Origin of the sequence: Nitrospina gracilis 3/211 (genome assembly GCF_000341545.2) — a bacterium.
Lineage (GTDB): Bacteria > Nitrospinota > Nitrospinia > Nitrospinales > Nitrospinaceae > Nitrospina > Nitrospina gracilis.
Map to the genome: position 1 here is coordinate 204,472 of NZ_HG422173.1, position 14,396 is coordinate 218,867.

General features: G+C 55.7%; 10 protein-coding genes. 3 read left to right on the forward strand and 7 right to left on the reverse strand.

Going from position 1 to position 14,396, the window contains the following annotated elements:
* Nucleotides 1-7: 7 nt before the first annotated feature.
* A complete protein-coding gene (gene purB / locus TX82_RS00960) occupies nt 8-1,303 on the reverse strand; it encodes an adenylosuccinate lyase (protein ID WP_042250222.1) in 1,296 nt (431 codons plus the stop codon).
* A 182-nt stretch (nt 1,304-1,485) separates the two neighbouring features.
* Between purB and TX82_RS00965 the strand changes: the two genes are divergently transcribed.
* The 3 genes from TX82_RS00965 to TX82_RS00975 are packed head-to-tail and all read left to right on the forward strand — an operon-like array spanning nt 1,486 to nt 8,885.
* Entirely contained in the window at nt 1,486-1,974 is a 489-nt protein-coding gene (locus TX82_RS00965) for a low molecular weight protein-tyrosine-phosphatase (protein WP_005011272.1), read from the forward strand.
* A gap of 11 nt (nt 1,975-1,985) precedes the next feature.
* Complete coding sequence (locus TX82_RS00970; protein WP_005011274.1) at nt 1,986-2,861, forward strand: fructosamine kinase family protein; 876 nt, start codon at nt 1,986-1,988, stop codon at nt 2,859-2,861.
* A gap of 54 nt (nt 2,862-2,915) precedes the next feature.
* Nucleotides 2,916-8,885 (forward strand): alpha-2-macroglobulin family protein, encoded by a 5,970-nt coding sequence (locus tag TX82_RS00975; protein WP_005011277.1) that lies wholly within the window; start codon nt 2,916-2,918, stop codon nt 8,883-8,885.
* A 138-nt stretch (nt 8,886-9,023) separates the two neighbouring features.
* Here the strand turns inward: TX82_RS00975 and TX82_RS00980 are convergent, their stop codons facing one another.
* The 6 genes from TX82_RS00980 to TX82_RS01005 all read right to left on the reverse strand — a co-directional run bounded on the left by TX82_RS00980 (nt 9,024) and on the right by TX82_RS01005 (nt 13,988).
* The gene (locus TX82_RS00980; protein ID WP_005011278.1) at nt 9,024-9,782 is read right to left on the reverse strand and encodes a hypothetical protein; all 759 of its coding nucleotides are present in this window, start codon (nt 9,780-9,782) and stop codon (nt 9,024-9,026) included.
* Between the two features lie 155 nt (nt 9,783-9,937).
* The gene (locus TX82_RS00985; RefSeq protein ID WP_005011279.1) at nt 9,938-10,219 is read right to left on the reverse strand and encodes a 4Fe-4S dicluster-binding protein; all 282 of its coding nucleotides are present in this window, start codon (nt 10,217-10,219) and stop codon (nt 9,938-9,940) included.
* 49 nt (nt 10,220-10,268) lie between these two features.
* The gene (locus TX82_RS00990; RefSeq protein ID WP_005011282.1) at nt 10,269-11,012 is read right to left on the reverse strand and encodes a 2-oxoacid:ferredoxin oxidoreductase subunit gamma family protein; all 744 of its coding nucleotides are present in this window, start codon (nt 11,010-11,012) and stop codon (nt 10,269-10,271) included.
* A gap of 30 nt (nt 11,013-11,042) precedes the next feature.
* Nucleotides 11,043-11,945 carry a thiamine pyrophosphate-dependent enzyme gene (locus TX82_RS00995; RefSeq protein WP_005011284.1) on the reverse strand — a complete coding sequence of 301 codons (903 nt, stop codon included), beginning with the start codon at nt 11,943-11,945 and terminating at the stop codon, nt 11,043-11,045.
* Between the two features lie 73 nt (nt 11,946-12,018).
* Nucleotides 12,019-13,272 (reverse strand): transketolase C-terminal domain-containing protein, encoded by a 1,254-nt coding sequence (locus tag TX82_RS01000; protein ID WP_005011285.1) that lies wholly within the window; start codon nt 13,270-13,272, stop codon nt 12,019-12,021.
* 74 nt (nt 13,273-13,346) lie between these two features.
* Nucleotides 13,347-13,988 carry a carbon monoxide dehydrogenase beta subunit family protein gene (locus tag TX82_RS01005; RefSeq protein WP_005011287.1) on the reverse strand — a complete coding sequence of 214 codons (642 nt, stop codon included), beginning with the start codon at nt 13,986-13,988 and terminating at the stop codon, nt 13,347-13,349.
* Nucleotides 13,989-14,396: the final 408 nt, after the last annotated feature.

Sequence of the window (14,396 nt, forward strand, 5' to 3'; positions counted from 1 at the left end):
TCTCATCCTATTTATTGAACACCCTCTCAAAAATGCGGTCCACATTCCGCAAATGCTTCTTCAGGTCGAACGCCTGATCGATTTCATCGGTGCTCAACTTTTCCTTTATGTCCTTATCCTGCTTCAACAGAGAGACGAAATCGCCCCCCTGCTCCCACACCTGCATGGCGTTGCGTTGCACCATGCGGTACGCCTCGTCCCGCGTCACGCCCTTGCGCGTGAGCGCGAGCAAAACGTGTTCGGAAAAAACCAGTCCTTTCGTCAATTCCAGGTTGCGCATCATGTTGTCCGGATACACCACCAACTGCTCGATCAGGCGGATCATCTTGTTCAGCATGTAGTGAACGAGGATGGTGCTGTCCGGCCCGATGATGCGCTCCACCGACGAGTGGCTGATATCGCGTTCGTGCCACAGCGGCATGTTCTCCATCGCCGCCAGGGCGTTGGCCCGCACCACGCGCGCCAGCCCGCAAATCTGTTCGGAGACCACGGGGTTGCGCTTGTGCGGCATCGCCGAGGACCCCTTCTGCCCCTTTGAAAAATATTCTTCCGCTTCCAGCACTTCGGTTTTCTGCAAATGCCGGATTTCAGTGGCAATCTTCTCCAGCGTGGTGGCGACGATCGCCAGTGTGGTGAAAAACTGCGCGTGCCGGTCACGCTGGATGACCTGGCTTGAGATGCGCGCCGGCTTCAATTCCAGCTGGTCGCAGACGTATTCCTCCACATCCACGTCGATCCCCGCGAACACGCCGACCGCACCGGAGATCTGCCCAACGGCGATTTGGTCCCGTGCCTGCTCCAGACGTTCCCGGTTGCGGTTGACCTCTTCGTACCAGTTCGCCAGTTTCAGCCCGAATGACGTCGGTTCCGCATGAATGCCGTGCGTGCGCCCGATGACCGGCGTGTGCTTGTGCTCCAGCGCGCGTTGCTTCAATACCTCGGCAAAGCGCTCGAGCTCACGCAGGATTAGGGTGGAAGCGTCCTTCAACTGCACCGCCAGCGCCGTGTCGAGAACGTCGGACGACGTCATGCCCACATGCATGAATCGCGCTTCCGGCCCCACGTATTCCGCAACCGACGTCAAAAATGCAATGACGTCGTGCTTCACTTCCTTTTCGATTTCGTCGATGCGGGAAACGTCGAACCCGGCTTTCTGCTTGATCGTGTCCACCGCCTCCTGCGGAATTTGTTTGAGATCGGCGAGCGCTTCGCAGGCATGGATTTCAATGGCGAGCCAGATGCGAAAACGATTTTCCGGCTTCCAGATGAAAGCCATTTCGGGCAGTGTATAACGTTCGATCAAAACGGAATCCTTCATGCGATATATTAATAATTTTTAATCAAAAGGCAGTTGAAGCCGCCCGATGCGGACTTTACAATGAATGAATCGGTTTGACTTTGAAAGTGCAAAGGGCGTGAGGTGCTTTTCCGGTAAGGAAACCACGCGTCATCTTAAACGGATTCCGCCGCCAAATCAATTATACAATGGGCCCTTCCAAAACCATTGAAATCTGCTTTGTTTGCCTCGGTAACATCTGCCGCTCGCCGCTCGCCGAAGGGGTGTTCCAGCACCTCGTCAACTCACAGAAATTACAGGAAAAAATCATCATCGACTCGGCCGGGACGGGCAATTGGCATGCAGGCTCCCCTCCGGACCGGCGCATGGAATCGACCGCCCGCAAAAAAGGAGTCCGGTTGGCCTCCATCGCCCAGCAGTTCCAGCCCGGGGATTTCCGCCGCTACGACCTGGTGATCGCAATGGACCGCTCCAACCTGCAAAGCCTGGAATACATGTGTTCGCCGGAAGTGGCCGAAAAAAAACTCAAGCTGTTCCGCTCATTCGATCCGCAGGCCAACGGCGACCTGGACGTACCCGACCCTTACTACGGTGGACAGTCCGGATTTGAAGACGTGTTCGAGATCGTGAACAGGACCTGTCCACAGATCCTGGAATACATAAAAACCCGATTCTGAAATCGGTCTTTATGAAAAACGAACTGCACGGCGTGCTGAAAACGGCCTATGGCCAACCGGTGGAAATCCGGAACACGCAATCCATCGGCGGGGGGTGCATCAATGAAACGCTCCTCCTGACCCTGTCCAACGGCGACCGCGTGTTCGTCAAGCACAACGGCCAACCGCCGCCCGACTTCTTCGCGCGCGAAGCGGATGCGCTCCGCCTCATGGGCCGAGCCAAAAACGGCCCCCGCGTGCCGCAGGTCATAGGTCTGCCGGAAGAAATCAACCCCCGCTACCTGCTTCTCGAATACATCGAGCCGGGCACGCCCAATAGTGATTTCCACGAACGTTTCTCACGCGGGCTGGCGGGACTTCACCACATGTCGCACCAGTTTTACGGTTTCGACCGCGACAACTACATCGGCTCCACGGTGCAGGTCAACAAACCGGAGACCGATCCGCTTGTTTTCTTCCGCGAACACCGCCTGCGGTTTCAGCAGGAACTGGCGCGGAAACGCGGCCTGCTTCCCACCAGCGTGGACCAGCGTCTCGACCTGCTTCTCAACAAACTTCACCTGCTGATGGACCTGGAGGGCGAAAAGCCCGCCCTGCTTCACGGAGACCTGTGGTCGGGGAATTACTTTGCCGACCGCTACGGAACGCCCTGCATCTTCGATCCGGCCAGCTATTTCGGTCTGCGAGAAGCAGATCTCGCAATGACGGAACTGTTCGGCCGTCTGCCGCAACGGTTTTACGACGCCTATCACGAAGTGTTTCCGCTGAATCCGGGTTACGAAAACCGGAAACAGATTTTCAATCTGTACCATCTGCTCAATCACCTCAACCTTTTTGGAAGTTCCTATCTGTCCTCGGTGAAAGCCGTGGTGAACCGGTTTGTCTGACCGGTTCCGTCTGCGGCCTCTACAAGAGGACGGCTTCATATAAGGAGAGACGGTATGCCAATCCCATCCCGGTCCATCAAAAATGTTTTCTGGTGCGCGCTTGCCCTGTTGGTCCTGCTGATTCCTTCCACCCCATCCTATTCCGATTCTTCGCAGGATGTATTCGAACAACTCAAGGCGGAAGCGGAACTGTTGTATGAGCGCGGCTCGTATTCCCGTGCGCACAAGGTGTATCTTGACGCGGCCAGTTTGGTTTTGAACGGATATGACACGCGATGGGTGCAGTTCCGTCTCGCGGATACGTTGTGGCGGGCGCAGTCGGCCTCCAGCAACCCGGATACCACCACGGTAGACAAGGCCCGTTTCCAACTGGAAAAAATGGTGCGCGACGTCAAGCACCCGGAGTTCCGCGACCGTATCTGGGCTGAGGTGCAGGAGTCGCTTGGCGATTTCTTTTGGTCGCGCACGCAGGGCCGCAACTGGGGTGGTGGATGGCGCTATTACCAGAACGCGCTGGACTGGTGGGCTGGTGCGCGCGATGTGGAACTGGCGCGTGACCGCTACCTCAACATGATCTGGAAAATCACGCAACCGTCATGGGTCCCTCAAAATTATAACTACGGTTACTACGGCATGAACGTGCCCATTCAGTTCCTCGACAACGCGCGCAAGATCGCAAAGAAAGACGCGGACCGGCACCACGCCCAATACCTCTATGCCATGGCGTTGCGCAACCGCGGCAACCATTGGCAGCAGCAAAAAATTCCGGAAGCGTTTGAAGAAGCGCTGAAAGGCGGGCGCGCTTCCGAGTGGCACGACGATGCGCTTTATCATTACGCGCAGTGGCTGGCGGGGTCCGGCGAGGTCATCATCCTTGCGGACGGCCAGACCGTGCGCAAGCAGAATTATAAAAAAGCCCTGGATTACTATTCGCAACTGCTTCGCGAGTTTGACAAAGGCGAGACGCGTTATTACGACGACGCAAAGCGTCAGATCGAGGCCATCACCCGGCCCGTCCTGAACATTGGGGTGCCCAGCATTTTCCTTCCCGGCACCACACCGGAATTCACGCTCAACTGGCGCAACGTATCCGACATCAAACTGGATCTGTACGCCATCGACCTCACCCGTGACGTGGATCTGATGGATGAAAGCAATCCGGCGCATTGGATGAACAGCGTCAACCTGCTCCTCAAATCCGCGACACAATCGTGGCGCGAGGACACGGAAGATCTGGGCGACCACATGCCCGGCGCGCGGCGCATCGAATTGAAAGAAAAACTTCCGATGGGCGCCTACCTGCTCCGCGCCACGGGGGGCGGGGAGGAAGCACGCGAACTCATTCTCGTCACCGACACAGCACTGGTAACGCAAAACGCCAGCCAGCAGGCTCTGGGCTATTTCTGTGACAGCATGAGCGGCGCACCCATCACCGGAGCGGAAGTGCGGTTTTTCGAACATTACTACGACGGCCGGAAATGGCGGTGGCGGGACGCGGAAGGAAAAACAAATGAAGACGGACTCGCCGTGTTCGAACTGGAAGAAGGCCGCTACAATTCCCAGTTCTTCATGGCGGCGACCCTGAAAGGCCGGCAGGCGCTGGCAATGGGCTACAACCGCGATTACCGGAGAAACCAGCGGCCCTGGAAAATTTATGTGCATACCGACCGGCCGGCCTACCGCCCGGAAGAAACCGTTAAATGGAAACTGACCGCCCGTACATACGACGGAGATGTGTATCACACCCCCTACAAGGAAAAGCTCAAATACACCGTATACGATCCCCGTGGCACTAAAATGAAAGAAGACTCGGTCAGGCTGAATGAATTTGGAAGCGCATGGGGGGAACTGGAACTGCCCCAGACCCTGCCACTCGGCGAGTACCGGATCGAATTCCGCACCTCCGGCACAAACAGCCGTCAAATTGGGCGGGCGGCGATGTTTCGTCTGGAGGAATACAAGCTGCCGGAATTCAAGGTCGCGGTCAAAAGTCCGGAAGAGAACGGCAAGCCCAAGGTGTTTTCGCTGGGGGATGAGGTGACGGTGGACATCACCGCCGAATATTACTTTGGCGGTCCCGTTGCCAATGCCAATGTGGAGGTCGTGGTTTTCCAGAAACCGTATTACCACGTCTGGCAGGAAGAGCGCACCTATCCTTGGTACTACGGTGACATGATCCAGAAACCACACCGCTACTGGGGCTCCGGCCAGCAGGTGAAACGGGAAGTGATCAAGACCGATCAGGAAGGGAAAGCGAAACTCACGTTTGAAACCCAGCCCGGCGGGCAGGACCTCCAATACGAGATCGAAGCGCGGGTGACCGACGCCTCCCGTCGCGAGGTGGTGGCGAAGGACACGGTGAAGGTGACGCGCCATCCGTATTTCGTGCAGTTGAAAGGCGAACACAACCTGTACCAGCCGCAGGATAAAATCGGCGTTAACATCAAGTCGGTGGACGCCAACGAGCGGCCGCACACCGCTACAGGCACCATCACCGTCACCCGCGACTACTGGTTCGAAATCTGGATTGCTCCCGACGGGCATGAGGTGGCGGGTGCGGAATTGAAATCGGTTCGCGAAAAAACCACCATCTTCCCTCCCCCGCCGGTACCGGGCCAGCCCGGATGGAAGTTGAAGTTTCGCGGTTACCAGCACGACGAAATCCTGAAACGTTCGGTCACCACCGATACGGAAGGGGAAGCGCTGTTCACCTTCACGCCGGAGCGGGAAGGTTATTACCGCTTCTCATGGTCGTCGCAGAAAGATCCGCAGAGCCTGCCCATCACCGCGGAAACCACGGTGTGGGTGGCGGACAATAACACCACCGACCTCGGTTACCGCCACGGAGGGCTGGAGATCATCGTAGATAAAGATACGTTTCACGCCGGCGAGACCGCTCCGGTCATGCTGGTTTCGCACACCAGTGACCGCTACGTGCTGTTCAGCGTGTCCGCCGACAATCTGTACAGCTACCGCCTCGTTCACCTGACGGGCAATGTGAAGCTGGTGCAACTTGACATCGAAGAAAAACACGTTCCCAACCTGTTCCTGAACGGGCTCATGGTGAGCGACAACCGGATTCACAGAGACATAAAACAGGTTGTGGTGCCCCCGGTGAAGCAGTTCCTGAACGTGGAGGTGAAACCGGATCAAGACCAGTACCGGCCGCGTGAAGAAGGCACGCTCACCGTCACGGCGCTCGACCACAAAGGCCGACCTGTGGCTACCGAGGTGGCATTGTCGCTCGTCGATGAATCGGTGTTCTACATCCAGGACGAGCTTGCGCCGGACCCCCGCCAGTTTTTCTTCGGCAGCAAGCGGCCCAACCGTCTGAACATGACAAGCACGTTCCAGATGAAAACCTACCGCGACCGGAAACGCGAAGACCAGTTGCGGAAGAACGAGCTGGAGCGGCGGGCGTACGAACCGGGACGTTTCAAGGACAAGGGTTTCAATGACCAACTCGGCGCGGCCTATAAAAAAGCACCTACCTCCCAAGTCTATCCTGGCGAGCTCATGGAAGAATCCGCGCCGATGGCGATGGACATGGACCAAATGAAGTCCGAGGGAAAGGTCGGCAGCAAGGAACGGCTACAAATGAATGAGGGGGGTGGCGAGGAACAAGGGGCGGTGACCGTACGTTCGGATTTTCGCACCACGGTGTTCTGGCAACCCAACGTGCATACAGGCAAAGACGGAAAGGCGACGGTGAAGGTGACGTTTCCCGATTCGTTGACCGAGTGGCGCGCCACGGCACGCGTGGTGGACCGGAGCAACCGCTTCGGCATCGCCAAAGGGCATACCCACACGCAGAATCCCCTCATCGTCCGCCTTCAGGCACCGCGTTTCTTTGTGACCGGCGATGAGGTCGTTCTATCCGCGATCATCAACAACAACACCGATGCGCCGATGGATGTCGCACCCGGCATTCAAGCTGCGGGCGGCGTGCGCCTGGTCAAGCGCCTCACCCATACGGCAACGGATAAAACCCGGTTGAACCTGGTTTCCGTTCCCGCACGCGGTGAGGTGCGCGTGGATTGGCTGGGGGTGGTGGAAAAACCAGGGGACGTTAAAATTCAGGTGCTGGCTCGCACTCCGAAACTGAGTGACGCCATGGAAAAACGGTTCGTAGTACACGAACACGGCATCGAAAAATTTCTCGCCAAATCCGGGAAGGTGCGTGGCAAAGCGGTATCGGTTTTGCTCGACATCCCGGCGGAACGCAAACTCGACTCCACTCAGCTGACCGTGCAGGTGAGCCCCAGCATCGCCGTCACCCTGCTCGATTCCCTGCCCTATCTCATCGAATTTCCATACGGTTGTACCGAGCAGACCCTGAGCCGTTTTCTGCCGACGGTGATCGTCGGCAAAACCCTGCGCGATTTGGGTTTGGATGAGACGGATGTGATGAACCGCGTTTTTGGCGGCATTGATCCCAAGCACACAGGCAAGACGCATCCCAGGGGCAAACAGAACCTGAAAAAGCTGGAAGCCATGGCGCAGGCCGGGCTCGACCGGCTTTACGACTTTCAACATTCCGACGGCGGCTGGGGCTGGTGGAAAAAAGGCGACAGCGATCCGTTCATGTCGGCATACGTGCTGTGGGGACTGGGACTGGCCCGCGAGGCAGGCGTGGAGGTGCGGCGGGACGTCCTGGATCGCGCTTACCACTACCTCAACCGGGCTCTCGTGAAAGCCGAAGCGCAATACGACATGCAGGCGTTCCTACTCCATGCGGCAGCACACCACGGTCATAAAGGCAATGACCGTGGTAACAGGTTCCAGAAGAAGGCGTACGCCAATCTGTGGAAACACAAGGACCGGTTGAAAGCCTACGGGCGCGCCCTGCTGGCACTCTCCGCACATTACCTGGACCGCAGGGAGGACGCCCGGATTCTGATTGAGAATCTGGAGAACGGCGTGCAGGTCGACAATCGGCCGGATCAATCCATTCTTCATCATGGGACAGGAGGTAACCAGGATGCCGTCATGGCGACCGCTCACTGGGGCGAAGACGGGATTTATTACCGGTGGTCTGACGGCGGCGTGGAGGCCACGGCGTTCGCCCTGCGGGCGCTTTTGACCATCGCGCCGGGACACGAGCTGATCGAGCCTGCGATGAACTGGCTGGTGAAAAACCGGCGCGGCGCGCACTGGAGCAACACGCGTAACACCGCCATCGCCGTACTCGCGCTCAATGACTACCTGAAAACCTCCGGCGAACTTGCAGGCGGCCAGGAATACGAATTGATCGTGAACGGCACTTCCATCGCGAAAACCGAAGTGGAGGACGTGTTGCAGGCTCCCAGCCGGTATGCGATCGATCCCGGCCTCGTCCGCAACGGCGCGAACGAGATCCGCATTGAGGGAAGCGGCGAAGGTCCTTTGTATTTCGCGGCACACGCGGAGTTTTTCAGCCTGGAAGAACCCATCACGCCTGCAGGTAACGAAATCTTCGTCAAGCGTCAGTACTACAAGCTGGTTGGGCGGCCAAGCCTGCTGAAGGGATACGTCTACGACAAGCAACCGCTCAACGATGGGGAGCAGGTTACAAGTGGCGACCGCATTGAAACCGTCCTCACCATCGAGGCGAAAAATCATTACGAATATTTGGTGTTCGAGGACCTCAAGCCCGCGGGCTTCGAGGCAGTGGAAGTAAAAAGTGGCGGCGACCTGTATGCGCGTGAACTGAAATGGTCCTCCATCCTGAAAAAATTCGGCAGTCAGACCGAACCTGTGGCTGGTCAGGCCCCCCAGTTAAAGCACGTGGTGTTGCCTCCGTACCTGTCGTCCAGCGATTACACCGGGCGCTCACGTTGGGTGTATCAGGAACTGCGCGACAGAAAGGTGGCATTGTTTGTGGATAAACTGGCGCAGGGTGTGTGGGAAATCCGCTACACGCTGCGCGCGGAAGTTCCGGGGCATTTTCACGCATTGCCGGTGATGGGGCATGCCATGTATATTCCGGAAATCCGGGCCAACGGATCCGAGGTGCGGGTGCACGTGGTGGACCGTACGGAGTGAGGAAAAGAGGGCATAAAAAACCACCCCGGGTCAGGGGAGCCCGGGGTGGTTCTGAAAAACTGCTGAACAGGACGGGAACCGCCCTTTCAAAAATTTAGATTACAGGCGAACCGAAATCGATTCAAAAAACTTATATCCTTAAAATCCGCCTGCGATCTTTTTGATGAAAGTCTGGATTTCCTTTCGCAGGGGGCCGTCCAGATTTTTCTCTTCCCGCGTCAGCGTGGTCAGGATATTGGTCCCGAACGCGGCCTCCATTCCCGCGGCCATGCTGACAAGGATGCGGGTTCCGTATTTCTCCATAAGGGCGTGCTCTTCCGCCGCGCGGAACGCCATTTCCGGTCCCACCAGGATGGCCCAGGTTTTGATGACGGCGACATCTTTGGCTTCCCGGATTTGCAGGTTTTCCAATTCTTCCATATACGTTCCAGGATCAATCTGGCCGGACTCGAAACTGTCGATCAGCTGTTGCATGGACATGTCCTCCGAATCGAGCCTGTTGAGGATGTGCTCGAACAGGCGGCCTTCCATATCCTTCAGTTTTTTCAGGTTCCAGATGTAATAGTACTCGCCGGGTCGGTTATCTTCTCCGCGGATTTCGCGTTTTATTTTTTTCAGGCATTCGGGGCACCGCTTCCCTGCGTCATAGCTGAACGGCTGGCCGCAGGGGCAGTCTGAAAGGTAAGTCTGCACGGCAAGCGCCAAGGCCTCGCCTTCGATTTTCAGTACTTCCTTTATGGCCACCCGCACGAAATCATTGCGTGCGATCTGAATGCCTTTCACACAGGAAGAACAGTGGACCCTGTAGGCACCCTCGTTTTCCTCAGGTTCAAAAACAGGCTCATACGTGGCTTTGCACAAGGTGCAGGTCACTTGCTTGGAAACATTTTCGTCCATGGGTACACCCTAGTGATAACGCCTGATGGGGCGGTTGAATACGGTTTTCGGGAGGGCCTGGATTTCATCCTGGGCCGTGCGCCGGGTTTCGGTTTTTGAAAAAAAAATAACCCATGGCCGGATACGACCATGGGTTATTGAAACCTTTAAGGAAGTTACCCGGCGTAAGCCTGGCCCAATCCAGCGGTTTGTCCTTCCTCTGCTTCGAGGATGATCTTACCGGTCTTCGAATCAACCGGGTGCATGCTGATGGCATTATGAGTGCTGCACACCACCTTGCACAGATCACACCCTTTACAACGATGGGTGATGACCTCGGCTTTCATTTTCTCGGTGTTGAGTTTGATGCAGTCCGCTTCGGGGCAGTACATGATGCACAGCCTGCACCCTTTTTCCGCGATACATTTATCATCATGAACATAAGCTACGTTATACACGCTGAATGGCTCCTTCCGGTATCTTGAAGATTATAAATCCAAAAAAGCCTTAGGAAGCCGTTGCGGCCCCAACTGCCTCGAATTCACCGGGGCCGTAAAACGCAGGCGAGTAATTGGACGTTTTCACCCACTCCGAGGCAATCTCGTAAGACTTTTTAATCGTATCGTTGTTTTTCTGGAGCAGTTGCTCCTTTTTAGCATACTTCTTTTTAATGGCTTCGTCCAGCGTAGCGGTACCGCCGGAAGCGACGTACCGTTTGCCGAAGCGGTCCTGCAGGGCAGCTTCCAGCGCCGGCAGGTCCACCACTTTGGTGATACCGGCACAGGCGCCGATCATCGCCATATTGGTGGAAAGCTCGGTGCCGCCGACTTCCAATGCCATATGCGTCGCATCATGGTTCAAGACCGAAACGTTGAGGTCGTTCAAGCGTTTGTGGTCTTCATCGGTCAGCAGGTCCACGTTGGTATTGATGATGATCAAGCCATTTTCCTTGATTCCGGAATAAAACGGAGCGGTGTAGCTCTTCTGCATGGTGATGACCTGCGGATGGAACACCATGATGACTTCCGGGAAAACCAGTTCCCCGCGGTCATAGATTTTAACCGGACCGATGCGCACATAGCTTTCGGCCGGGGCCATCCGCTTTTCCGCGCCGAAGAACGGATTGGAGATGGAGTATTTTCCCATCTTGTTCGCGGCCATGGCCAACAGATGAGCGGCAGTAACCGCCCCCTGCCCACCCAAGCCGGAGATCCGGATATTCATCCGTTTCATTACTTGCTCTTCACTCATGACGTCTCCTTTTAGTCTCCTTTGGCACCGTTACTTCGCGGCGGCTTGGGCCTTGGCGGCCTTCTTTTCCTCTTTTTCCCTGGCGTCCAACTCCTTCAGGAAGGCCTTAACCTCATCCGTCATGAATTCCTTCATCACGAAACGACCTCCAATGGATTCGGCGTCCTTCATTTCATCCAAACCTTCCATGCTCTGCTTGCCGATCTCAAGGATGCACGGCGTGTAGAGCTGAACGTAGGTCGGGCCGAATTCACGGGAAACGTGAATGGCGTTGCGGATCGCTTTCTCAACGCGATTCGGTTTGGATACCGTCAGGCAAGCCACGTAGTGACAACCGGACTCAAAAGCGATTTCCGGCAGGCGAACTTTTTCAAACCCCTTGCCGACCGGAGCCATCTTGGCAACGAAGCCCTTCTGCATGAGGCCGCTTTCCTGTCCGCCGGTGTTGGCGTACAGCTCGTTGTCGAAACAGATGGTGGTGAACTTTTCCTGACGGAACCAGGACTGCATGGTCATATCAAGACCAATGTCAACGGTGGCGCCGTCACCGGCAAGAACGATAACATCCTTGATCCTGTCCGGGTAGCGCACCTTGAGGGCCCGCTGAAGGCCGGAAGCGATTGCATTCTGGTTACCAAACAAGGAATGGATGTTATGAACCGCAATGTGCGGGAACACCAGGCTGGTGCAACCGGTGGAACCGACGAACACGGAGTCTTCCGGGTTCGGGATACTGGACAGGATGAACCGGAAAGCGATGGATTCCGGACAACCCGCGCACAGTGAGTGTTCCTCGATCAGTTCTTTGCTGGTACCGATGTCCTTCCAGCCCCGCTGGGTATTGCCATATGTGGCGTTTTCCACCATGTCGTGGTACTCCTGCGGCATGATGTCAGCCAAGTCTTCACTCAACTGGATTCGTTCTTTACTCATAAATGATTCACCTCAGATATATGTGCAAAATGTATTTAAAGTTTAAATAAGTTAACCTCACGCTTCCCTTCGACTAACTGCCGCGGGAGGACAGGGTATTGGCTTTGATACCCAAGTGTTTCATGATCTCTTCGACAATGACCTCCGAAGGCATCGTCATGCCGCCTGCAACGTGAGGACCGGCGTAGACACGCTCGTTGTTCGGAACGATCGCTTTGATCTCCCGCGCCAACCAACCGACGACATTGAATTCCGGCACGATGATGTGCTTGGCATTCGCCGTGGCTTCCCGAACTTCCTCGTGCGGGAACGGCCGCAGGGATTTGATCTTGACCAGACCCACCTTGATACCATGTTCTTCTTCGAGCAGGCGGATGGCTTCACGGCCCTGCGAAACCGCCGTACCCGAGGAAACGATCAAGATTTCGCGATCGAGGTTTTCGGTTTCGATCAAGGAGCCGCCCATCAGCGCCTTGGTGTGCTTGCGGGACCGTTCTACGGCAGCGTGGATTTCCAACTGCCAGGAAGCGTGGGTCATGTAACTGATGTAATTCGATTTCATAACAAACGGGTCGCGCATCATGCGCACCGGCGGAACTTCCATGTCCATGCAGGTAACCGGAGAGCGGTACGGATCGTATTTCGGCAGGCACATCTCCTCGGACTGCAACAGGACGGTGTCTTTTGTGTGAGTGACGAAGAAGCCGTCACAGCAAAGGGCCAGAGGCACATGCACGTCCGGCTGCTCGGAAACCAGGAAGCCACCCAGAATCCAATCGTAAAGATCCTGCGCCGTCTCTGCGTGCCAAACCAGCATGCCGGTTTCCAGCAGGTAGTAAATTTCCAGCGTGTCGGGCTGAATGCTGAGCGGGGAGTTGATGCCGCGGCAGGTCACGCAAACCTGGATGGGCAAACGGGAACCCGCCCACATGGGGAAGTTCTCCATCGCCCGCATGGTGCCCGGACCGGCGGTGGTGGTGAACACCCGCGCCCCGCCAAAGGCCGCGCCGGCACATTCGCCCATAACCGCGAATTCGCTCTCACCCCGGAAATAATCCCCCAGATAGCCTTCGGCGTACAACTCGCCAATCAGCGCCGCCGCTTCACTCTGAGGGGTGATCGGATAAGCCACCGAAATATCCAGGCTGGACCGTTTGATGGCTTCGCGAATAACTTCGGAACCGGTCAGAAACGCTGGGGTGCGCTCCGCGTCAAAGAACATCTCGTTCGGGTCCGTAAAAACCTGACCCTTCTGGTTCTTGTGACCAAGCTCCACTGTTTCCGACAAAAGAATTCTTTTGCCCTGGGTTTCAACCTTTTTATTCATAAAATCACTCCCTCATTTTTTGAAAAAGAGCGCTTGTATAAAGCGGATTTACAAATTCAAAATTATATTCTTAATCAGGAACCTTCAACAAAACGTCCCTTGACACTTGTTCTGAACTGGGTGAAAGGCTCGGCCTGACTCTTCACGCCTTCCTTCTTCAACCTCTCGATGGTATCAGTGAGGTTGTTGATCGTGTCCACGCCGATATCCCGCAACGACAGACACGCATCCTCGTGGCCCGCCTGGGCGCAGTAAGCGATGGTATAGCAATCCGTACCCCCGCGAATGATCTTGAGAGCCAGGTTCGCCTGATGACAATGCACGCCAACGAATATGCAGACATCGATCCGGTTGTGCCAGATCGTAAGATTCGGATGGTTCGGGTTGATCTCGATCTCCGGGTCAATCTTTGGATACTTGGGCCGGTAATCCGCCATCGGGATCAACCGCATCGGAGCCGTATCAGCCAGCCTGCGAAGCGCCTTGGCCTTTTTCGCAGCTTTTTCATTCCATTTCCACAACACCAAGGGGCCAGGAAAAATCGTCGGTACTTTCGCGCCCAATATTTTTCGAGCCGCGTATTCGACGGCTTCATCTTCATCAACAAGTCGGCCCTCAATGTGCGCCTGCCCCGGGTCCGGCAAAACAATGCCTCTTTGAGCCGCGGCGGGAGGCAAAAACGCCTCGGGACCAGGCAAAACCTGATATGGTTCCATCCGTGTAATCCTTTTATTTTAAAGGGTTATATAAACTCTGTCATTTCAGGAGGTTCAAATATAAACCACATTTGAAGAGGTTGTCAAACCTTTTCCCTTTTAAACACTTCCGGTTGATTGTATCCCGATTTGGCTCGTGCCCCAAAAAAATCTGGGGAAAAATTGGCCTGCCTATGACTAATTCCAATCCCAATCTTGACCAAAAGTAAAAGTTTTGGCGTGCAACCTGGCGCCAGAGACCCCCACCAACAGAGAAAACGCTTTTAAATCAACCAATTAAAATATTTTGGCGGGGCGGTTTGGGGGTGCGGGGCGCGGTCCTGCTGCGGGTTTCCCTTATTACAAACCCGTTACAAACATCATTCCTGCATACAGCCCTGCATCATTATGGTGGATCAGAGGATAAGG